This is a genomic window from Pseudomonas sp. NFACC32-1, assembly GCF_900101215.1.
Classification (GTDB): Bacteria; Pseudomonadota; Gammaproteobacteria; order Pseudomonadales; family Pseudomonadaceae; genus Aquipseudomonas.
Genome location: NZ_FMUL01000022.1, coordinates 17,776 through 38,404, shown reverse-complemented (window position 1 = coordinate 38,404; position 20,629 = coordinate 17,776). Strand labels below are relative to the sequence as shown.

19 protein-coding genes are annotated in these 20,629 nt (G+C 61.6%); 5 read left to right on the top strand and 14 right to left on the bottom strand.

Translation table 11 applies throughout. The annotated features are described in order from the left end of the window. Positions 1-213 precede the first annotated feature (213 nt). The gene (fadD2, locus tag BLP99_RS24470) at positions 214-1,902 is read right to left on the bottom strand and encodes a long-chain-fatty-acid--CoA ligase FadD2 (protein WP_072398866.1); all 1,689 of its coding nucleotides are present in this window, start codon (positions 1,900-1,902) and stop codon (positions 214-216) included. A 374-nt stretch (positions 1,903-2,276) separates the two neighbouring features. On the opposite strand from fadD2, the gene BLP99_RS24465 reads away from it, so the two are divergent. Next, positions 2,277-3,221 (top strand): alpha/beta hydrolase, encoded by a 945-nt coding sequence (locus BLP99_RS24465; RefSeq protein ID WP_072459495.1) that lies wholly within the window; start codon positions 2,277-2,279, stop codon positions 3,219-3,221. A gap of 57 nt (positions 3,222-3,278) precedes the next feature. Further along, positions 3,279-3,749 (top strand): MaoC family dehydratase, encoded by a 471-nt coding sequence (locus tag BLP99_RS24460; RefSeq protein WP_003227420.1) that lies wholly within the window; start codon positions 3,279-3,281, stop codon positions 3,747-3,749. A gap of 75 nt (positions 3,750-3,824) precedes the next feature. Here the strand turns inward: BLP99_RS24460 and BLP99_RS24455 are convergent, their stop codons facing one another. The 4 genes from BLP99_RS24455 to BLP99_RS24440 all read right to left on the bottom strand — a co-directional run bounded on the left by BLP99_RS24455 (position 3,825) and on the right by BLP99_RS24440 (position 7,589). Next, a complete protein-coding gene (locus BLP99_RS24455; protein WP_072398868.1) occupies positions 3,825-4,688 on the bottom strand; it encodes an efflux RND transporter periplasmic adaptor subunit in 864 nt (287 codons plus the stop codon). A gap of 10 nt (positions 4,689-4,698) precedes the next feature. Continuing rightward, positions 4,699-4,905: a DUF1656 domain-containing protein gene (locus BLP99_RS24450; RefSeq protein ID WP_003198565.1), complete on the bottom strand. Its 207-nt coding sequence runs from the start codon at positions 4,903-4,905 to the stop codon at positions 4,699-4,701. Then, the gene (locus BLP99_RS24445) at positions 4,892-6,892 is read right to left on the bottom strand and encodes an FUSC family protein (RefSeq protein ID WP_072459496.1); all 2,001 of its coding nucleotides are present in this window, start codon (positions 6,890-6,892) and stop codon (positions 4,892-4,894) included. Before BLP99_RS24445 ends, BLP99_RS24450 begins: the two co-directional genes overlap by 14 nt. A gap of 232 nt (positions 6,893-7,124) precedes the next feature. Next, a complete protein-coding gene (locus BLP99_RS24440; RefSeq protein WP_072398870.1) occupies positions 7,125-7,589 on the bottom strand; it encodes a ferritin-like domain-containing protein in 465 nt (154 codons plus the stop codon). A gap of 206 nt (positions 7,590-7,795) precedes the next feature. On the opposite strand from BLP99_RS24440, the gene BLP99_RS24435 reads away from it, so the two are divergent. Then, entirely contained in the window at positions 7,796-8,032 is a 237-nt protein-coding gene (locus BLP99_RS24435) for a DUF3820 family protein (protein WP_072398893.1), read from the top strand. Positions 8,033-8,043: 11 nt separating this feature from the next. Then, on the top strand, positions 8,044-9,231 hold the full coding sequence (locus BLP99_RS24430; protein ID WP_072432140.1) for an aminotransferase class V-fold PLP-dependent enzyme: 1,188 nt from the start codon (positions 8,044-8,046) through the stop codon (positions 9,229-9,231). 145 nt (positions 9,232-9,376) lie between these two features. Here the strand turns inward: BLP99_RS24430 and BLP99_RS24425 are convergent, their stop codons facing one another. From BLP99_RS24425 to zwf, 3 genes are read right to left on the bottom strand one after another with little or no spacing between them, the layout of a single operon-like run. Then, entirely contained in the window at positions 9,377-10,042 is a 666-nt protein-coding gene (locus tag BLP99_RS24425; RefSeq protein ID WP_072398872.1) for a bifunctional 4-hydroxy-2-oxoglutarate aldolase/2-dehydro-3-deoxy-phosphogluconate aldolase, read from the bottom strand. A gap of 17 nt (positions 10,043-10,059) precedes the next feature. After that, positions 10,060-10,773, bottom strand: coding sequence for a 6-phosphogluconolactonase (gene pgl, locus BLP99_RS24420; protein WP_072398873.1), 714 nt, complete (start codon positions 10,771-10,773; stop codon positions 10,060-10,062). Next, positions 10,760-12,229, bottom strand: coding sequence for a glucose-6-phosphate dehydrogenase (gene zwf, locus BLP99_RS24415; protein ID WP_053153166.1), 1,470 nt, complete (start codon positions 12,227-12,229; stop codon positions 10,760-10,762). The genes pgl and zwf overlap by 14 nt, the downstream gene beginning before the upstream one ends. 196 nt (positions 12,230-12,425) lie before the next feature. Here zwf and BLP99_RS24410 point away from each other — a divergent pair, with 196 nt between their 5' ends. Further along, on the top strand, positions 12,426-13,286 hold the full coding sequence (locus BLP99_RS24410) for a MurR/RpiR family transcriptional regulator (RefSeq protein WP_172679636.1): 861 nt from the start codon (positions 12,426-12,428) through the stop codon (positions 13,284-13,286). 146 nt (positions 13,287-13,432) lie between these two features. On the opposite strand, the gene BLP99_RS24405 is transcribed toward BLP99_RS24410, so the two are convergent. From BLP99_RS24405 to BLP99_RS24380, 6 genes are all read right to left on the bottom strand, one after another. Next, positions 13,433-14,287 carry a D-hexose-6-phosphate mutarotase gene (locus BLP99_RS24405; RefSeq protein ID WP_072398874.1) on the bottom strand — a complete coding sequence of 285 codons (855 nt, stop codon included), beginning with the start codon at positions 14,285-14,287 and terminating at the stop codon, positions 13,433-13,435. 272 nt (positions 14,288-14,559) lie between these two features. Continuing rightward, positions 14,560-15,906: a carbohydrate porin gene (locus BLP99_RS24400; protein WP_072398875.1), complete on the bottom strand. Its 1,347-nt coding sequence runs from the start codon at positions 15,904-15,906 to the stop codon at positions 14,560-14,562. A gap of 191 nt (positions 15,907-16,097) precedes the next feature. Then, the gene (locus tag BLP99_RS24395) at positions 16,098-17,258 is read right to left on the bottom strand and encodes an ABC transporter ATP-binding protein (protein ID WP_072398876.1); all 1,161 of its coding nucleotides are present in this window, start codon (positions 17,256-17,258) and stop codon (positions 16,098-16,100) included. Between the two features lie 2 nt (positions 17,259-17,260). Next, positions 17,261-18,106 (bottom strand): carbohydrate ABC transporter permease, encoded by an 846-nt coding sequence (locus BLP99_RS24390; protein WP_072459499.1) that lies wholly within the window; start codon positions 18,104-18,106, stop codon positions 17,261-17,263. Continuing rightward, positions 18,099-19,007: a carbohydrate ABC transporter permease gene (locus tag BLP99_RS24385; RefSeq protein ID WP_072459500.1), complete on the bottom strand. Its 909-nt coding sequence runs from the start codon at positions 19,005-19,007 to the stop codon at positions 18,099-18,101. Before BLP99_RS24385 ends, BLP99_RS24390 begins: the two co-directional genes overlap by 8 nt. Positions 19,008-19,243: 236 nt before the next feature. Next, a complete protein-coding gene (locus BLP99_RS24380) occupies positions 19,244-20,545 on the bottom strand; it encodes an ABC transporter substrate-binding protein (RefSeq protein ID WP_072398879.1) in 1,302 nt (433 codons plus the stop codon). Between the last annotated feature and the right edge of the window lie 84 nt (positions 20,546-20,629).

Sequence of the window (20,629 nt, the reverse complement as noted above, 5' to 3'; positions counted from 1 at the left end):
CCAATCAGTCATTAATCCGACTCAAGAATATTCAATGGTCACTTTTAGAGTAAAAATTCTAAGCACCATCGAATCGATCTGAACATAAGAAACCGTGGGAGCGGCCTTGCTCGCGAAAGCAATGGACCCGCCACCCTCGGGCTGACCGATCCACCGCCTTTGCGAGCACGTTCGCTCCCACCAGTTGTTTCTACCGGACGATCTTTGCGGGCGTCAGGCGATATCGCGTAGCTCGCGCCGCAGGATCTTGCCCACCGGCGTCATCGGCAACGAATCCCGTAGCACGATGTGCTTGGGAATCTTGTAGCCGGTGAAGTTTTCCTTGCAGTAGGCCTTGAGTTCTTCGAGGCTCACGCCCGCCTCCCGAGCCACCACGAACAGCTTCACCGCCTCCCCCGAACGCTCGTCCGGCACGCCGATGACCGCGCAGCTGGCGACCTTCGGGTGGGCCATCACCACGTCTTCGATTTCGTTGGGGTATACGTTGAAACCCGAGACGATGATCATGTCCTTCTTGCGATCGACGATACGCACGAAGCCGTCCGGGTCGATGACCGCAATGTCGCCGGACTTGAACCAGCCTTCGTCGTCCAGCACCTCGGCGGTGGCCTCGGGTTTGTTCCAGTAGCCCTTCATGATCTGCGGGCCCTTGATGCACAGCTCGCCGCGTTCGCCCAGGGGTTGTTCGACACCCTCGTCGCTGATGACCTTCATGAGGGTGCCGGGCACTGGCAACCCTACCGTACCCAGGCGGGATTTGGAGCCATAGGGGTTGGTGCAGGCCACGGGAGAGGTTTCGGTCAGGCCATAGCCTTCGGTGATACGGCAGCCGGTCAGCTGTTCCCAGCGCTCGGCGGTGGCCTTGACCAGGGCGGTGCCGCCGGAATTGGTGAGCTTGAGGCTGGAGAAATCCAGGCTCTTGAAATCCGGGTGGTCCATCAGCGCCACGAACAGGGTGTTGAGCCCCAGCAATGCCGAGAAACGCCAGTTCTTCAGTTCCTTGATGAAGCCGCCGATGTCCCGTGGATTGGTGATCAGCACGTTGTGGTTGCCGGTGACCATCATGCACATGCAATTCGCGGTGAAGGCATAGATGTGGTACAGCGGCAATGGCGCGATCATTACCTCCTGACCTTCGCGCAGCAGCGGATGGCCATCGTCGCCGAACTGCCCCAGGCACGCCCGCGCCTGTTGCATGTTGGCCACCAGGTTGCCGTGGGTCAGCATCGCGCCTTTCGCCAGCCCGGTCGTACCGCCGGTGTATTGCAGCACCGCGATGTCATCGAGGCTGACCTTCAGCGGCCTGATGCCCTGGCCGCGCCCCAGGCGCAAGGCGCTCTTGAAGGAAATGGCCTGGGGCAGCGAATAGGCCGGCACCATCTTCTTGACCTTGCTCACCACGGTATTGACCAGCCACCCCTTGGCGGCGGGCATCAGGTCGCCCATCTTCGCCTCGATCAGGTATTGCAGGTCGGTGTCGGGCAGCACCTCCTGGACCTTCTGGCCGAACAGGTTCATATACACCAGCGCCCGGGCACCGGAATCCTTGAACTGGTGACGCATTTCCCGCGGGGTGTACAGCGGGTTGGTGTTGACCACGATCAGCCCGGCGCGCAAGGCGCCGAACACAGCGATCGGATATTGCAGGACGTTGGGCATCTGCACCGCGATACGATCGCCTGGGGCCAGGTCGGTGTGGGCCTGCAGGTAGCCGGCGAACGCCGCACTGTAGCGCTCCAGCTCGGCATAGGTCAGGGTCACGCCCATGTTGCTGAACGCCGGACGGTCGGCGAACTTCTTGCAGGAACGCTCGAACACCTCGATGACCGATTTGTAGGCCCCCAGGTCGATGTCCGAGGGCACGCCGGCCGGGCGCTTGTCATTCCAGAAATCAGGCTGCATTGTTTTTGTCCTCTTTACCTGAACCTATCCCGGGGCCGCTTGCCTATCGGGCGAAGCGGAGCTCTTGGGACACTAGCAGCTATGGCCAATCAGGCAAATATGGCAACTTGCGTCATAGATTGTGTGAATCTTCCTGCCTCGTGGTTTGTGTGGTTAGTCGTCAGTTCAAATTCGGATGCCGGACGCCCTTGGCCAAGGCAACGCGGGATGTGGAGGTGGCCAGGCATCCGAAGTTGACTGACAGGACGGGCCACACAGAGCCTGAGCGTGGACACTGATCAGGCGAGACGCAACGGATGCGCTATACAATGCAGCGACGCCTGTGTGATTCAGTGCATGTCCCTGTGTATGACCCCTCGTGTAAAGGAAGCGCCATGATCCACCAAACGTTCTGGCTGCCCGCGACTGACCATAGCCACCTGTTCGTCAACCAGTGGCTGCCCGAAGGCGCACCCCGGGCGGTGGTCATGGTGGCCCACGGCATGGCCGAGCACAGCGGTCGCTATGCACGCCTGGCCCAGGCCCTGTGCAACGAAGGCTATGGCGTGTACGCACCGGACCTGCGTGGCCACGGGCGCACCGCGGAGGGCGGGATCCTGGGTCATTACGCCGACCAGGATGGCTGGGCCAAAGTGGTCGGCGACCTGGCCAGTCTCAACCAGCACATCGGCCAGCAGCACCCCGACACCCCCCTACTGCTGCTCGGCCACAGCATGGGCAGCTATATTGCCCAGGCCTATCTGCTGCATCACAGCGCGAGCCTGCATGGCGCGATCCTCAGCGGTTCCAACTTCCAACCCGTGGCGCTTTACCGCGCCGCCCGCCAGATCGCCCGTTTCGAACGCTGGCGCCAGGGGGCGGCCGGGCGCAGCGCCCTGATCGAATGGCTGTCGTTCGGCAGTTTCAACAAGAAATTCAAGCCGGCCCGTACCCCTTTCGACTGGCTCAGCCGGGATCCGAGCGAGGTGGACAAATACATCCAGGACCCGTTGTGCGGCTTTCGCTGCACCAACCAATTGTGGGTGGATCTGCTCGGCGGGCTGCAGCAGATCAGCAAGGCGTCCAATCTCGCCCAGATCGATCCGGGCCTGCCACTGCTGATAATGGGCGGCGAATGTGATCCGGTGAGCGAAGGCAAGCGTCTGAAGGATCTGGCCGATGTCCTGCGCGACGCCGGCAGCCGGAACCTGCAATTGAAGATCTACCCCCAGGCCCGGCACGAATTGTTCAACGAAACCAACCGCGATGAAGTGACGGCCGATGTGCTGGCCTGGGTTGCCCAGGCGCTGAGTCATAAACGCCCGCAACGAAGCGAATAGTTTTTCATACAGCCTGTAGGCTGTGTTTCTTTTTACCCATCTCAGGATTTCAGACAGATGACCCAGGTTACCAACATCCCTTACGAAGCCCTCGAAGTTGGCCAGACCGCCAGCTACAGCAAGACCGTCGAGGAGCGTGACATCCAGCTGTTCGCTGCGATGTCGGGCGATCACAACCCGGTGCACCTGGACGCCGAGTTCGCGGCAGCGAGCATGTTCAAGGAGCGCATTGCCCATGGCATGTTCAGCGGGGCATTGATCAGCGCGGCGGTGGCGTGCGAGTTGCCAGGACCAGGCACCATTTACATCGGCCAGCAGATGAGCTTCCAGAAGCCGGTGAAAATCGGCGACACCCTGACCGTGCGCCTGGAAATCCTGGAAAAGCTGCCGAAATTCCGCGTGCGCATCGCCACTCGCGTGTTCAACCAGCGCGACGAACTGGTGGTGGACGGCGAGGCCGAGATCCTCGCGCCGCGCAAGCAACAGACCGTGACGCTGCCGACATTGCCGGCGATCAGCATCGGTTGATTACCACGATCCAAAGTGAATGACAGGTGGCGAGGGGATTTGTCTCCTCGCCACAAATGACCGTTGTGCGATGAGCTATGGCTGGTCTTCGCGCACCTGCACGCTCGCCGTCATCCCGGCGCTCAGTGTCACGCCTTCCGGGACCTTGTCCAGCTTGATCCGCACCGGAATCCGCTGGGCCAGGCGCACCCAGTTGAAGGTCGGCTCGACCTCCGCCAGCAGTTGTGTGTCCGGATTGGTATTGCGGTCGGTGATGCCGCGACTGATGCTTTCCACGTGGCCTTCCAGCGCATGGCCTGCGCTCATCAGCCAGACCTTGACCGGATCGCCCACGCGAATCCTCGGCAATTTGGTTTCCTCGAAATAGGCCTGCACATAGAACGTCGAGTCGTCGATCAGCGCCATGACCGGCTGCCCGGCGTTCACATAGTTGCCTTCGGCCAGCCGCAGGTTGGTGATATGGCCGCTGCGAGGCGCCAGGACCTGGCTGCGGGCCAGGTTGAGTTCGGCGACCTTGGCTTCGGCCTGGGCCTCACGCAGCTCGCCCCGGGCGATGCCTGCGTTGATCTGGGCATTTTCACGCAGTTCGGCACTGATGGCCTGTGGCCCCAGGGCCGCGCGACGACTGGCTTCGTGCTCGCGCAGGTTCAATTGCTGCTGGCGGGTCTGGACCACGGCCCGGGCCTTCTCTACCGCAGCCTCGAACCGCTCGCGGTCGATGCTCAACAGCAGGTCGCCAGCCTTGACCTGCTGGTTATCCACAGCCTTGAGTTCGCGCACCCAGCCGGACACGTCGGGAGCGATCACCACCACGTCGGCACGGATTCGCGCATCCCGGGTCCAGGGCGTGAGCATGTAGTACTGCCACAGGTGAAACCCGGCGAAGATCGCCACCGCCACCACGCTCAACGTGACGGCGACTCGTACGGAGGTCCGCATGTTCAACTCCTTATAACGGCCCGAGGACCACAGTAATGACAGTCAGGACGCAGACATACAGGGCGCAGTCGAACAGCGCCTCATGCCAGATCCAGCGCCCGGCCGGCACGAGGCTGAGCAACAGGCGCAACGCACCGGTCACCAGCAGCGCCAGCACCACATAAATCAGGAACGGGCTGAGCAACACCCCGCCGATCGACCATTCACGCAAGCCCATGGCTGTGCTCCTGGCTTTGGGATTCGTGCTGGCGGCACCAGGCGCGCCAGCTGTTTTGAAGTTGCACCACCGCCCCTTGGGCCAGCTTCAACGCATCACCAGGCGGTTGGCTCGCCAGCGCTTGCAGGAACTCGGCGCTCGCTGGTGCCAGCGCTTCGGCCCGATCACCGGACGGGCCGCGCTCAAGTACCTGCTCAAGTGCGTCCAAGTAACGGGTCTGCGCCAGATTGTCCGGGATCTGGGCCACCGCCAGGCTCAATCGCAGATGCAGCAGCTCATCGCCGATGTCCAGGCCCAGCAGGCCGTCGTCCCAGCGGCTGCGCGCCGGCACCGGCAATTCCGGATAATGCCTGGCCAGTTGCAACAGTCGATCGGCCATGCGCCCGCCAAACCAGCTCTCGGCACCACGCAGGTTGCGGTGGGTCAGGCGCACCAGATCGTCCAGGGTCGCCGCCAGCAAGCGCCGGCTATGCCAGGCCGGGTCACGCAGGATCAGCAGCTTGAAGGCCAGCACCGCCGCGCCCACGCCGATCATCATCGCCTGGGCACTGTTGAAGAACGCCGCCACGTCGTACTTCATGGCGTTGAGCGGCGACACCAGCACGATAAAGTGCAGGCAGAACGAGGTGGCCGTGGCGAATATCGGTGGCTTGGCCATGCCCAGCGCCCCCAGGAACAGCGGAACGCCCATGGCCAGGCAGAGCATGGCGAAACTGCTCCATTGCGGCAGCAGGATCTCGCCGATCACGAAGGCCGTCGGCACGGCCAGCAGGATTCCCCGCAGGAAACTCATGCCGATCTGCGCGCCGTTTTCGCGACTGGCGAACAGGCTGCAAACCACGCAAGTGAGCAAGAGTGCGCCGGATGCGGCCGGCCAGGCGGTCGCCAGCCAGAAACTGGCGACCGTCAGGAACGCCAGGGCACTGCGGGCCCCGAATACCATGGCCAGGGACAGGTCGCGATGGGGTGCGAGGGTTCGCGGTGGATCGGCCGCCTCCCTGCCCTCCTCTACCGCCTTCAGCGCGGCGCAAGCGGCCAGGGCGGTGTCCAGCAGCAGGGCGAAACGGGCCAGGCAATAGCTCTGCGCCGGACTGATGCCCGGATCATTCGAGGCATCCATGACCCGCGGCCGCAACGCCCGCAACGTCGAGCTGTCGGCATCGAGGGCTTGGCGCACTTCATTCATCCAGGGCTGCAGGGCCTCGGCCTCCTGCGGCTCGAGCTGCTTCCACTGCCGGCGCACCGAACGGGACATGCGCAGCAGCATCAGCAATTTCTGGCTCAAGCCGCTGATGGCCCGGGCCCGCTGACGGCCAAGGCGACCTTCGAACCAGGCGTGCTCACGCTGGGCATCCACCGCGACGATCTTGCCGAGGATCTCCAGCAAGCCTTTTCGCGCCTGGGCGTCACCGGCCAAGGTGGCCCGTGCCGCCTGCATGCCACTCTGCCAGGCGGTACGGGCCTGGACCGCCAGTTGCTGCTCGACCCGCAGCGGCCAGAGCAACGCACTGGTGGCCGTGGCACAGACAATGCCCAGGCTGATCTCGGTACAGCGCGCCACGGCCTGGTCGAACACCGTCAGCGGATGGGAGATGGCGGGCAAGGCGATGATCGCGACCGTATAACCGGCCAGCACGAACGAATAAGACCAGGCGCTGCGCAGCAGCGTCGAACAGGCCGTGCACAGGCCCAGCCATAACGCGAGCGCCAGCAGGAACAGCCAGGGGGCCTGGGCGAACAGGCCCATGAACACCACCGACATCGCGGTGCCCACCAAGGTCCCGAGCAGCCGTGCCAGGCCCTTCTGCACCACCATCCCGGACAACGGCTGCGCCACGATGAACGCAGTCATCAAGGCCCACGAAGGCTGTTCCAGGCCCCAGCGCAACGCCAGCCATAGCGCCAGTCCGCCGCCCAATACGGTTTTGATGGCGAACTGCAGAGCGAGACGGTCCGGGGCGAACAAGGCCTGTAGGGTAATGGGCACGCAGGAAACTCTTCAGGGTTTGCGATAACAATAGTGCAAGGATGGAAGACAGCAGGCGTAATTATTAGCTAGCTACCTATATCAGTCCATAGGCTATTGACTCGATATTGGACAACACACCGTTACACGACGGTTCCCAAAACCCCGGGACGCGCTTCGCCAAACCGTTGGCGGTCGTACCCGCCATAAAAAAACGCCAGGCAAGCTGGCGTTTTTTTATCAGGGCGCGGACTTAGCTGGCTTTCGCCTGGTTACGCAGCGCCTTGACCTGGTCATGGTTGCGTTGCACACCGTGGTACTGACGCTCCACCAGATCACGGATGCCCACCAGGTTATGCTTGTTGATCTTCTCCATGGCTTCCCTGTAGGCCTTGAGGGCATGGTCTTCGCCGCGTTCGGCTTCGTTGAGCACGGCCTCTTCGTCCTTGCCGGTGAACATGGATTTCACGTCCACCCAACGGCGGTGCAAGTCACCGGCCACGCTGGTGGAAGTTTCCGGGTCGCCGCCCAGGGAACGAACGGCCGCTTGCAGCTCGGTCGCGGCAGTGGCGCAATCGGCGGCGCGCTGGACGAACAGGGCCTTGAGTTGTGGGTGCTTGATGTCTTCAGCGCAGGTCTTGAAGCCTTCCTGACCGTCCTTGCTGGTCTGGATCAGGTCATTCAGGACGGAGATGGCTTCTTTGTTCATGTCAGTCATTTTTCAATTCCTTTGCTTGGTTAATAAAAAACCTGCAAGGACTGTTGCATCGGCCATGCCAGCCCTAAACCAAAGAAATCTCCATTTAAAATCAATCAGTTAGCAAAAACCCTCAAATCTGTATCCGCGTTATTTGCATGATCTGTCATTTGGCCTGCATGCAGAATGCCTGTATTTTCAAACCTGCCCGAATCAAGACGACTGCCATGAATCCGCAAAACCTGGAACTGCTGGTCACGCGCCAGATGCCCTACGGCAAATACAAGGGTCGAATCCTGGCTGACCTGCCTGGCCAATACCTGAACTGGTTCGCCCGGGAAGGTTTTCCCCACGGTGAATTGGGTGCCTTGCTGGCGCTGATGCAGGAGATCGATCACAACGGTCTGTCGGACTTGCTCGATCCGTTGCGCATCAAACACGGCAAGCCCAAGCCCCGCCCCTGAAAGAGCCCGCCATGCCCGAGAACACGCTACGCGCCCACGATGAAGCATTCTGGCAGACCTTTGTCGGCCGCTACGATGTCGACCCCAACGGGCCGCTGAACCTGGAGAACGGCTACTTCGGTCGCATGTCGCGAACCGTGGTGGAGGAATACCAGCGCAATATCGAATTCATCAACCGCAGCAACTCGCTCTATGTGCGGCAGTATTTCGACCAGGAACATGGCGATGCGATACGCCGCCAGGTGGCGGAGCTGATCGACGTCGCCCCGCAAACCGTGGCGCTGACCCGCAGCGCAGTGGATGCCCTGCAATCGTTGATACGCAACTACAACCGACTGGTGCCGGGCGACCAGATCCTGATCTGCGACCTGGAATATCCATCGGTCAAGAGCGCGATGCGCTGGCTGGCTCGCCAGCGTGGCGTGGAGGTCATCGAACTGGTGCACCAGCATCCCGCCAGTTTCGAGAGCCTGGTGGGAACCTATCGCGAAGCGTTCATCCGCTACCCGCGCCTGAAGCTGATGACGCTGACCTACGTGAACCACCTGACCGGGCTGGTGATGCCGGTCCAGGCAATCGCCGAGGCGGCCCGGGAGTTCGACGTCGACGTCATTCTCGACGGCGCCCATGCCTTGGGCCAGATCGATTTCGACATCAAGAAGCTGGGCATCCACTTCGCCGGATTCAATCTGCAGAAATGGATCGGCGCGCCCCTGGCCTTGGGCTTCCTGTACATTGCCCCACATCGGCTGGCCGATATCGACCCGGATATGGACGATGAAAGCCACCCGGCGACCGACATCCGTGCCCGTACCCCGCACAGCACGCCCAACATCCCGGCCCTGATGACCCTGCCCCTGGTGTTCGAAGAGCACTATGCCCTGGGCGGAGCCCTGGCCAAGGGCGCGCGGCTCGGTTACCTGCGCAACCTGTGGGTGAATGCCGTGCGCGATCTACCGGGTATCGAAGTCATGACTCCGGATGACCGACGCCTCTACTGCGGCATCACCTCGATGCGCTTTACCGCCCGGGCAGACCAACAGGCGATGGCCGATCGACTGCTCAACGACTACGGGATCTTCACCGTGGTGCGCAACACCAGCGTCGGCCCCTGCATCCGCATCACTCCTGGCCTGATCACGCTGGCGAGCGACATCGAGCGGTTGACCCAGGCCTTGATCGAGCTGAACCCTATTTAACGACTCGCGCCGTCTTTTGTGGCGAGGGGACTGATCCCCTTGCCACAGAAGACTGTGCCTGTTCAGAGAGTTCGGGCAAAAAAAAACGGTGCGCCGACCAAGCGCACCGTAAAGCCGTAGAACACCCAACGAAATCAGGTCAGATTCAATCCAGCAGCGCCAATGCCTCGGCAGTGCATTCCTGGATGCGGGCCCAGTCGCCGTTCTTGATCCACTCCGGATCGAGCATCCAGCTGCCGCCCACGCACATCACGTTTTTCAACGCCATGTAGCTCTTGATATTGGCCGGCCCCACACCGCCGGTAGGGCAGAATTTCACTTCGCCAAACGGACCGCCCAGCGCCTTGAGGGCCGCGACACCGCCGCTGACTTCCGCCGGGAACAATTTGAAGCGGCGGTAGCCCAGGCTGTAGCCTTCCATGATGCCGGAGGCGTTGCTGATGCCCGGCAGCAACGGAATCGGGCTCTGGACGCTGGCTTCGAGCAGATCGCGGGTGATGCCCGGGGTCACGATGAACTGCGAGCCGGCCGCTTCGGCAGCCGCCAGCATGTGGCGATCGAGCACGGTGCCAGCACCGGTCACCAGCTCCGGCCGCTGCTCGCGCAGCACCTGGATGGCCTTGAGGCCGTACTGGGAACGCAAGGTCACCTCCAGCGCCGTCAGGCCACCGGCGGCCAACGCATCGGCCAGCGGCAGGATGTCCTGCTCACGGGCGATGGTGATGACCGGCAGGATCCGCGCCTTGGCACAGAGGTTGTCGATCAGGGTAACTTTGTCCGCCATGGAAACGGTCGGGGATGGGTTTTTCATAGCGGCTGATCCTTGGTTCATGGGCACCAGTAAATCTCTAACGTAGGTTGCAGAAACGCGCGGATCGGCATTTCGGCGACATCGCCGCCGGCCACCGCGGCGTTCAGGGTGGTCAACTTCGATTGACCGGAAATCGACAGTATCTTGTGCTGCGCCGAAGCCAGCAGCGCGCGGCTCATGGTCAGGCGCTGGCGCGGCACTGTCGGTGCCAGCATCGGCCAGCAACGACGGGATCCTTCGCTGTCCAGGGCTTCGGCCAGGTTCGGGCTGTCGGGGAACAGGGAAGCGGTGTGCCCGTCATCTCCCATGCCCAATACCAGCACGTCGATGGGCGGCAACTCGGCCAGCAGGCGATCCGCCTGTTCGGCAGCGGCCTCCAGGTTGGCACTGGCACTGTAGAGGCTCAGGAACCGGGCCTTGGCCGCGGCTCCCTGCAACAGGTAACGCTTGAGCAAACCGGCATTGCTGTCGGCATGTTCGGTCGGCACCCAACGCTCGTCGGCCAGGCTCACCACCACCTTCGACCAGTCCAGGTCCTGTTTGGCCAGGTTCTGGAAGAACGCTACCGGACTGCGTCCGCCGGAGACCACCAACACCGCCAGGCCACGGGCATCGATCGCGGCGCGCAGTTGCCCGGCCACCGTCAGCGCCAGCTCCTCGGCCAGCAGCACCGGGCTCTTGAATGCCAGGGCGCTGACGCCCTCAGGCAGTTTCACTTCAGATATCGCCATACCACGACCTCCCATCCCGCGTGATCAGTGCGATGGAGCTCATCGGTCCCCAGGAGCCGGCTGCATACGGCTTGGGCGCATCACCGGATTTCTTCCATCCGGCAATCAACTGGTCGCACCACGTCCACGCGGCTTCGATTTCATCTTTACGGACAAACAGGTTCTGATTGCCGTTCATGACTTCCAGTAACAACCGTTCGTAGGCATCGGGAATCCGTGCGCTGCGCCAGGTGTCGGAAAAGTTGAGTTGCAGCGGACCGCTGCGCAGTTGCATGCCCTTGTCCAGGCCCTGCTCCTTGGTCATCACTCGCAGGGAAATTCCTTCGTCCGGCTGCAGGCGGATGATCAACTTGTTGCTGATCTGCAAGCGCTGCTCGGGGGCGAAGATGTAGTGGGACGGTTCCTTGAAGTGGATGACGATCTGCGACAGCTTCTGCGGCATGCGCTTGCCGGTACGCAGGTAGAACGGAACCCCGGCCCAGCGCCAGTTGCGAATGTCGGCGCGCAGGGCGACGAAGGTTTCGGTATCGCTCTGGGTATTGGAATTGGGTTCTTCCAGATAACCGGGTACCGCCTTGCCCTCGCTGTGGCCGGCGATGTACTGGCCACGCACCACCTGGGTGGTCAGGCCTTCCGGGCTGATCGGCGCCAGGGCCTTGAGCACCTTGACCTTCTCGTCGCGGATACTGTCGGCGGACAGGTCGGCCGGCGGGTCCATGGCAATCAGGCACAATAACTGGAGCAGGTGGTTCTGGATCATGTCCCGCAGTTGGCCGGCCTTGTCGAAATAACCCCAGCGGCCCTCGATGCCGACCTTCTCGGCCACGGTGATTTCCACGTGGGAGATGTAGTTCTGGTTCCACTGGGTTTCGAACAGGCTGTTGGCGAAACGCAGCGCGATCAAGTTCTGTACCGTCTCCTTGCCCAGGTAGTGGTCGATGCGATAGGTGCGGTTCTCGGGGAAGAACTGCGCCACAGCGTCGTTTACCTTGCGCGACGATTCCAGGTCCGAGCCGATGGGTTTCTCCAGCACGACGCGGGTGTTCTCGCTCAGGCCGACCTTCGCCAGGTTCTCGCAGATGGCGCCGTACACTGCTGCCGGCGTGGCGAAATAGGCGATGACCTGTTGAGCGGAACCGGCCTGCTCGGCCAAGGCGACGTAATCGTCGGCCTTGAGGAAATCCACGTGCAGGTAGGTCAAACGCGCCATGAAGCGCTCGACGACGGTTTCGCTCAGGTCCTTGTCGCCCACGTAGCGGCGCAGTTCGGTGCCGATGAATGCCAGGTGCTGCTGCTCGCTGCCCGGCTCACGCGCCAGGGCGAGGATGCGCGTGTCCTCGTGCAGCAGGCCCGCCGCATCGAGTTGATAAAGGGCAGGAAACAGCTTGCGCAAGGCCAGATCGCCCAGCGCGCCGAACAAGGCAAAGGTGCACGGTTCAACCGTAATCGGAGGCATGATGTTTGTTCTTTTATCAAGTTAGGCTACAAATACCTTTTTTCAAGGCATCACTCAAGGAAAAATGTAGTAATAACCACAACATTTTCCGAAAATATCGATTCCGAGTGGTGGTCCGTCGGAGCCAACAGTAGGATAGGCCACCGCAAAGGGTCGTTTCAAAGACCCGTCTTTCTAGGAATCTTTTATGGACCGCGTGCGAAATCTACTGGAGCAGATCCAGAGTCGCCTTGAAGACCTCAACAAGGCTGAGCGCAAGGTGGCCGAGGTGATCCTGCTCAACCCACAGCAGGCCACCCGTTTCAGCATCGCCGCCCTCGCCCAGGCCGCGTCGGTCAGCGAACCAACCGTCAACCGCTTCTGCCGTTCATTCGGCGTCAGCGGCTACCCTGAACTGAAGCTGCAACTGGCCCAGAGCCTGGCCAGCGGCGCCGCATACGTCAGCCGTGCGGTAGAGGCCGACGACAATCCGCAAGCCTATACCCAGAAGATCTTTGGCAGTGCCATCGCCTCCTTGGACAGCGCCTGCCAGGCACTCGATCCAAATTTGATCAGCCGGGCCGTGGACCTGCTGATCCAGGCCCGGCAGATCCACTTCTTCGGCCTCGGCGCATCGGCCCCGGTGGCACTGGACGCCCAGCACAAGTTTTTCCGCTTCAACCTGGCGGTCACCGCCCATGCCGATGTGCTGATGCAGCGCATGATCGCTTCAGTAGCCCACACCGGCGAGCTGTTCGTGATCATTTCCTACACTGGTCGCACCCGCGAACTGGTGGAAGTCGCCCGCATCGCCCGGGAAAACGGCGCATCGGTGCTGGGCCTGACCGCCGAGAACTCGCCCCTGGCCAAGGCCAGCACCCTGAGCCTGAACATCCCGCTGCCCGAAGACACCGACATCTACATGCCGATGACCTCGCGGATCATCCAGCTCACCGTGCTGGACGTGCTCGCCACGGGCATGACTCTGCGCCGGGGCGTGGATTTCCAGCCGCATCTGCGCAAGATCAAGGAAAGCCTGAATGCCAGCCGGTATCCGGTGGGGGATGAGTTCAACTGACCGAGCCTGAGAGCCTTACTGCCTGACAGGCCGTTATCGCGAGCAAGCTCGCTCCCACCAGGGTCTTGTGAATGTGAAGGTCCAGTGTGGGAGCGAGCTTGCTCGCCATGGGGCCAGCAGCCTCACCCACCACCCTGCCCCCTGCATCAAGCCCCCACCCAAGCCTGCAAACTCAAATGCGCCCGCTCCCCCGGCGCCAGGCACAGGCTGTCGGTGCCGCCACTGGCTGCTTCGACGCAGACGAACTCATTGACCTCGTCCCAGCTCACCCCCAGCAACGGTCGGGCGCCGGGATGCCACACCACGGTATCGGCGCTGTCGCCGGTATCGATGCACAGCTCACGCTGCCAGGCATGGTCCTTGAGCTGCAACTCTCCCCCGTGCTGGAACACCCGCTGGCAGCCCCCCTCGACCCGCAACTCGCCTTCCTGTCGGCAGGCCGCACGGTTCAGATGATCATAACCTTGAGCGCCTTCGAGCCCAGACAGCGCTACCTCACCCACGTCGCCAATACGCCAATAGGCGTGCAACGCCTGGCTCAACTGGCAAGGCAGGCTGTCCTGGTGCTCGGTGCTCAGGCGCAGCTCCATGCGTTCGCCCAGGTCTGCATGCAGGTCCACTTGCCAATCACACAACCGTAACTGCCAATGCAGGTGCACACCGTCGTCGTCACTGCGGCTGTCCAACAGTTTCCAGTCGATCAACCGCGCCCAGCCGTGGGACGGCCAGGCATTCTCGCTCGGATGACGGCCATACCACGGCCAGCACACCGGCACCCCTCCGCGTATCGCCCCGACATGGGGCCACTTGGCCGCACACCACAACCAGGGCTTTTGCCCACGCGGCTGGAAGTGCAGCAATTGCGCCCCCTGGCGACTGAACACCGCCTGGCACAACGGGTGGTCGATCACCAGCACGTCGCGCTGCCGATAGCGTTCCCACGCAAACACCGGCCGCTCGCGCAAGGATCTGAAGAAGCGTTGTAGCGGATGCTCATGCATATGCCGCGATCCTGGAAATCATTGAACTCACAATTGATGCGACAGTTTTTGTGGCAAAGCCTCTACCCCACTGGACTCGGAGCAGTCCCAAAGCAGTCAACCAAAATACCGAGGTGCCTGTTGCAGGGCCGCTGCGCGCCCCAGCGGGCGATGCGACGTTTCGCTAAATCCCCTGACCCAGGTTGCGCGTTGACCATGCTGCGCAAAAAAAAGCGGACAGCCTTGGCCGTCCGCAAATATGCGCACATAGAGAGGAGCTTATCGCAACAACGTTAGAACACCGACTGAATTTTCAGGCCGGCCACCAGCGCGTTATCGACTTCATCGACACCGCCCGGGTGAGTGACGTATTGCAGGTTGGGACGCACGGTCAGCCAGTTGGTGACATGGAAGCCGTAGTTGATTTCATAGTTGTATTCGGTGTTGCGCAACGGCGAGAACAGCGGATCGTCGTAGTCGCTGACACCGTTGGCCACGTTGGTCAGCTCGGCGTTTTTCTTCACGTCATCGTTGACATGGATACGAGCGAAGCCGATGCCGACGTCATCTTTCGGACGCGCGTCGAATGGCCCCTTGTACACGAACATCAGCGACTGGTAGTTGTCGACGACGTTGGTGTCCTTGTCGTGGAAAGTCGCGTTGGCCGCGATGTTCAGGCCGCGGGAAGCATCGCCGTTGTGGGTGGTGAGCTGCTGCTGCACCACGAGCCAGTAGCCGTGCTTGCTGCTGTGGCTGCGATAGGCGAGACCGGTGGTGGCGGCATCGTTGCCGTTTTCGTCCTCGCGCACATCGTCGGCCTTGGCCGTGCTCTTGTAGTAACCCACGCGGTATTCGCCTGGCAGGTTATTGAGTTTAGGCGTCCAGACCAACTCCACCGGAATCAGGGTACCTTCAGTGCCACTGCCGCTGAGCTTGTAGCGGTTGTTGTTTTCCAGTTGCGAAGGGTTCTGGTTGTAGGCGCCGATCTGTGCATAAAGCTCAGGCGTGATGTTGTACTTGAACCGGATGGCCGCCTGCATGATTGGCCAGTTGTACCAGATGTTGGTCGCCCAGTTGCCCGCTTGCGAACCGCAGAACGCCAGGTTCTGGAACTCGCAGGGGAAGGTGTTGAAGTCTTCACCCACGCCGTAGTAACCGGCCTTGACGTCCAGTTTGCTGTCGAAGTATTTCTGCTTGATCCACAACTGGGTCAGACGGGTGGTTTGCCCACGGCCCCAGACTTCCTGGGAAGAACTGAGGGTACCGGCACGTGGATCACCGATACGGTCGTTGGAAATGTTGCGACCGTCCCGGCGAGTGAATTGGATCTTGGCTTCCGTGTCGTCCCAGCCTGCCAGCTTTTCAAGATCCAGCGCCACGCCCAGGCCAAACTGTCCCGACCAGCGCGCGGTCTTGTCGTCGTTGTAGCCGCCATGGAGATTGGCGCCCATTTCACCGACGTAATCGGCCTTGATATCGATACCTTGCTCGAGCAGCCGGGTCCGCTCGCCGCCCCAGTCACCCGTCATCCACTTCGAATCGGCGCTGAACGCCTCGGCAGCCTGGGCGCTACCGGCCAGCATCATCGCCGCAACGGCTGATAGCTGGCAGATAAGCTGGGCGTTATTCTTCTTTTTCATCCCTACATTCCTCGTCTTTATTGTTATTAACTGTTTTTATCTAACGCGGTTTACAACAATTGCGGCCGACGGTTTCCCGCCCGCCACATATCCCTGTGGGAAAGGCCCGGCCCACGATGACGGCATGCCATTCAACAGCTCAGGCAACTGACCCACCGCCCTCACGAACAAGCCCCTCCCACCTTGATGCCTCATCGCCCCTTGAACTGCGCCACGTTGGCGGTCCGGGCATCGGCCTGCGGCTGGGCGGCCACGCCCAGGCGTTCGCCGGACTGGGCATCGAACAGCAGCACTTTCGATGGATCGAATTGCAGCGTCAGGTTTTCCCCCGGCTGTGGCGCGACGTCCGGTGCCAGGCGGCAGCAGACCTTGGTGTCGTTGAGGTTGACGAACACCAGGGTGTCCGGGCCGGTGGGCTCGGTGACCTGGACTTCGGCGCGAATGGTCGGCAAGCCGTTGGGCTCGGTGCCGGCCAATGCAATCTGCTCCGGACGCAGGCCGAGGATCACTTCCCGATCCTCCAGGCCGGCGTCCTGCATCCCCAGCGGCAGCTCGCACCGGGCCTGGCCGCTGTCGAGCAGCGCCAGCAGGCGGCCATCCTTGCGCTGCAGGCGCAGGGGGATGAAGTTCATCGGTGGCGAACCGATGAAACTGGCCACGAACAGGTTGGCCGGGTTGTTGTAGATGTCCTTCGGGGTGCCGAACTGCTGGATGATCCCGTCCTTCATCACCGCCACTTTGTCGCCCAGGGTCATGGCCTCGATCTGGTCGTGGGTCACGTAGACGGTGGTGGTCTTGAGGCGCTGATGCATCAGTTTCATTTCGGTGCGCATCTCGACCCGCAGCTTGGCGTCGAGGTTGGACAGCGGTTCGTCGAACAGGTAGATCTTTGGCCGCCGCGCCAGCGCCCGGCCCATGGCCACCCGCTGTTGCTGGCCACCGGAGAGCTGGCCGGGCTTGCGGTTGAGCAGATGTTCGATCTGCAGCAACTTGGCGACGCGAGAGACCTCCTCGTCGATGGCCGATTGCGGCATCTTGCGGATCTTCAGGCCGAACTCGATGTTCTCCCGCACGCTCATGGTCGGGTACAGCGCGTAGGACTGGAACACCATCGCGATGTCGCGATCCTTGGGACTCATGCCGCTGACGTCCTGGTCGCCGATCATGATCGCGCCACCGGTGATGGTTTCCAGGCCGGCGATGCAGTTCATCAAGGTCGACTTGCCGCAACCCGAAGGCCCTACGAGAATCAGGAACTCACCATCCTTGATGGACAGTTCGATGTTCTTCAAGGTGTCGGGCAGGCCGGCGCCGTAAGTCTTGTTTACATTGCGAAGTTCAAGCGTTGCCATGATTACCCCTTGACCGCGCCGGCCGTCAGCCCGCGCACGAAATACTTGCCTGCGACCACATAGACCAGCAGGGTCGGCAGCCCGGCGATCATCGCCGCCGCCATATCAACGTTATATTCCTTGGCCCCGGTGCTGGTGTTGACCAGGTTGTTCAGCGCCACCGTGATGGGCTGCGAATCGCCGCTGGAGAACACCACGCCGAACAGGAAGTCGTTCCAGATCTGCGTGAACTGCCAGATCAGGCAGACCATGATGATCGGAGTCGACATCGGCAGGATGATCCGCCGGAAGATGGTGAAGAAGCCCGCCCCGTCCAGGCGCGCCGCCTTCACCAGCGCACCGGGAATGCTGACGTAGTAGTTGCGGAAGAACAGCGTGGTGAATGCCAGGCCGTACACCACGTGCACGAACACCAGGCCGGTGGTGGTGCTGGCCAGGCCCATCTTGCCGAGGGTGAACGAGGCCGGCAGCAGCACGGTCTGGAACGGCAGGAAGCAGCCGAACAGCAGCAGGCCGAAGAACAGCTGCGACCCGCGGAAGCGCCACATCGACAGCACGTAGCCGTTCAGCGCACCGATGGCGGTGGAGATCAGCACCGCCGGGACAGTGATCATGATCGAGTTCCAGAAATACCCGTTCACCGTGGCCCAGGCCTTGACCCAGCCGATGCCGCTGACCTCGGCAGGCCAGCTCAACAGGTTACCGGTGCTGATGTCTTCGGGCGTCTTGAAGCTGGTCAACAGCATGACCACCAGCGGCACCAGGTAAAGCAGCACGGCCAGGATCAGTACCGCGTAGATCGCGATGCGGCTGAAGCTGATGGCAGGTTTGGCGGCGAGACTAGTCATGACGCTTGGTCCTCAGCTCGGAATACAGGTAAGGCACGATGATCGCGAGGATCGCGCCGAGCATCAGGATCGCACTGGCCGAGCCCATGCCCATCTGGCCACGACTGAAGGTGAAGGAATACATGAACATGGCAGGCAGGTCGGACGAGTAACCCGGACCACCGGCCGTCATCGCCGCCACCAGGTCGAAACTCTTGATCGCGATGTGCGCCAGGATCATCACGGCACTGAAGAACACCGGACGCAGGCTGGGCAGCACCACTTTCCAGTAGATGCGCGGCATGCTCGCGCCATCGATCTGGGCAGCGCGAATGATCGACTGATCGACACCTCGCAGGCCGGCCAGGAACATCGCCATGATGAAGCCCGAGGCCTGCCAGACGGCAGCGATGACCAGGCAATAGACCACGCGATCCGGATCGATCAGCCAGTCCAGGCGAAAGCCTTCCCAGCCCCAGTCACGCAGCAGTTTGTCCAGGCCCATGCCCGGGTTGAGCAACCATTTCCAGGCAGTACCGGTGACGATCATGGAGAGCGCCATCGGGTACAGGTAAATGGTGCGGATGAAACCTTCGCGACGGATGCGCTGGTCGAGGAACACCGCCAGCAACACGCCGATCACCAGGGTGATGCCGATGAACATGCCGCCGAAGACCGCGAGGTTCTTGCTCGCCACCCACCAGCGGTCGTTGTCCCACAGCCGTGCGTATTGAGCCAGGCCCGCCCACTTGTAGGTTGGCAGGAAGGTAGAAGTGGTGAACGACAGAACGAACGTCCACAAGATGTAGCCATAGAACCCCACCAGCACGATGAACATGCTCGGCGCCAGTACCAGTTTCGGTAGCCAGCGCTGCAATGCATCGAATGGCGAGGCCTTGCTGAACACAGCAACAGAACTCATGGGGAAAATCCAAAACAGAGAAAGACTACAAACATTTCCTTGTGGGGCGAGTTCTGTGGCGAGGGGATTTATCCCCGATCGGCTGCGAAGCAGCCGCAAAGCCATTGCATGCGGTGTTTCCAATACTCCGACATGGCAACTTTTTCGAGGCCGCTGTGCGACCCATCGGGGCGGTGCAACGTTTCGCTAAATCCTCTCACCACAAAGGCCCGTTCCCACAAGGGACCGCGGCGCAGTTACTTGGCCGACTGAACCGCCGCGCCAAGCTTCTTCGCAGCATCGGCCGGGTCGGCTTTCGGGTCGTTGATGTAGTTGGTCACTACGTCGAAGAACGCCCCCTGTACCGCCAGCGTGGTCGCCATGTTGTGCGCCATGCTTGGCTGCAGGCCGCCATTCTTGGCGTCTGCCAGGAAGTCCTTGGCGGCGGTCTGGGCACAGGAGTCGAAACCGTACTTGGCCATGTCGGCCAGCATGTCGTTACGCACCGGGATCGAACCCTTGTTGATGCTGAAGACCTTCTGGAAGTTTTCACCCAGGACGACCTTGGCGATGTCCTGCTGACCGGCCGCGGTGCCTTCGTCTTTCTGCTTGAACACCGCGAGGGAGTCGATGTTGTAGGTGAAGGCCTTGTCGGTGCCCGGGAAGGCTACGCACTCGTAGTCCTTGCCGGCGACTTTCTTGGCCGCGGTCCATTCGCTCTTGGCCCAGTCACCCATGATCTGCATGCCGGCCTTGCCGTTGATGACCTTGGCCGCTTCCAGGTTCCAGTCCTGCCCCTTGCCATCGGCGTCCATGTAGGTCGCGACTTTCTTCAGCTCGGTCAGTGCCTTGATCATTTCCGGACCGGTCAGCGCCTTGTTGTCCAGGTCGACCAGTGCCTTCTTGTAGCCATCGGCTCCCATGACCGAGAGCACCACGGCTTCGAACACGGTGCTGTCCTGCCAAGGCTGGCCGCCGTGGGCCAGGGGAATGAAGCCCGCGGCCTTGAGCTTGTCACCGGCGGCGTAGAACTCTTCGAGGGTGGTCGGGTTCTTGGTGATACCGGCTTTCTTGAAGACTTCCGGGTTGATCCACAGCCAGTTGACGCGGTGGATGTTCACCGGCACGGCGACGTAGTCACCGTCGTACTTCACGGTGTCGGAGACTTTCTTGTCCAGCAGGCTGTCCCACTTCTCCTGCTTGGCGACGTCCTTCAGGACATCGGTATCGAGCAGGCCGGTGGTCGCCCATTCCTGGATGTCCGGGCCCTTGATCTGGGCTACGCCCGGAGGGTTGCCGGCCACGGCGCGGCTCTTGAGTACGGTCATGGCGGTGGAACCGCCGCCACCGGCGACAGCGCCGTCCTTCCAGGTAAAGCCGTCTTTTTCTACCTGGGCCTTGAGCACATCGACCGCGGCTTTTTCACCACCCGACGTCCACCAGTGAACGACTTCCACGGAACCTTTCGATTCGGCGGCCAGGGTGCTGACGGGGAATGCTGCGACGGGAAGCAGGGAAGCAAGAGAAATGACAGTAGCGAGGCGAGAAATCGCATTCATCTAGAAGTACCTTTCTTTTTGTTATGCATGCAAGTCTGGTGCTTGCGCTGCATGGATTCTAATCAGGGGCAATCCCTTCGCAGG

Bases quoted from the DNA above. Each gene is read 5' to 3' on its own strand.
- BLP99_RS24400 (WP_072398875.1), bottom strand. From the start codon at position 15,906: ATGAAAAAGAAGAATAACGCCCAGCTTATCTGCCAGCTATCAGCCGTT.
- pgl (WP_072398873.1), bottom strand. From the start codon at position 10,773: ATGGCGATATCTGAAGTGAAACTGCCTGAGGGCGTCAGCGCCCTGGCA.
- BLP99_RS24450 (WP_003198565.1), bottom strand. From the start codon at position 4,905: ATGGGCTTGCGTGAATGGTCGATCGGCGGGGTGTTGCTCAGCCCGTTC.
- BLP99_RS24380 (WP_072398879.1), bottom strand. From the start codon at position 20,545: ATGAATGCGATTTCTCGCCTCGCTACTGTCATTTCTCTTGCTTCCCTG.
- BLP99_RS24385 (WP_072459500.1), bottom strand. From the start codon at position 19,007: ATGAGTTCTGTTGCTGTGTTCAGCAAGGCCTCGCCATTCGATGCATTG.
- zwf (WP_053153166.1), bottom strand. From the start codon at position 12,229: ATGCCTCCGATTACGGTTGAACCGTGCACCTTTGCCTTGTTCGGCGCG.
- BLP99_RS24395 (WP_072398876.1), bottom strand. From the start codon at position 17,258: ATGGCAACGCTTGAACTTCGCAATGTAAACAAGACTTACGGCGCCGGC.
- BLP99_RS24455 (WP_072398868.1), bottom strand. From the start codon at position 4,688: ATGCGGACCTCCGTACGAGTCGCCGTCACGTTGAGCGTGGTGGCGGTG.
- BLP99_RS24440 (WP_072398870.1), bottom strand. From the start codon at position 7,589: ATGACTGACATGAACAAAGAAGCCATCTCCGTCCTGAATGACCTGATC.
- BLP99_RS24430 (WP_072432140.1), top strand. From the start codon at position 8,044: ATGCCCGAGAACACGCTACGCGCCCACGATGAAGCATTCTGGCAGACC.
- BLP99_RS24405 (WP_072398874.1), bottom strand. From the start codon at position 14,287: ATGCATGAGCATCCGCTACAACGCTTCTTCAGATCCTTGCGCGAGCGG.
- fadD2 (WP_072398866.1), bottom strand. From the start codon at position 1,902: ATGCAGCCTGATTTCTGGAATGACAAGCGCCCGGCCGGCGTGCCCTCG.
- BLP99_RS24435 (WP_072398893.1), top strand. From the start codon at position 7,796: ATGAATCCGCAAAACCTGGAACTGCTGGTCACGCGCCAGATGCCCTAC.
- BLP99_RS24390 (WP_072459499.1), bottom strand. From the start codon at position 18,106: ATGACTAGTCTCGCCGCCAAACCTGCCATCAGCTTCAGCCGCATCGCG.
- BLP99_RS24465 (WP_072459495.1), top strand. From the start codon at position 2,277: ATGATCCACCAAACGTTCTGGCTGCCCGCGACTGACCATAGCCACCTG.
- BLP99_RS24425 (WP_072398872.1), bottom strand. From the start codon at position 10,042: ATGAAAAACCCATCCCCGACCGTTTCCATGGCGGACAAAGTTACCCTG.
- BLP99_RS24460 (WP_003227420.1), top strand. From the start codon at position 3,279: ATGACCCAGGTTACCAACATCCCTTACGAAGCCCTCGAAGTTGGCCAG.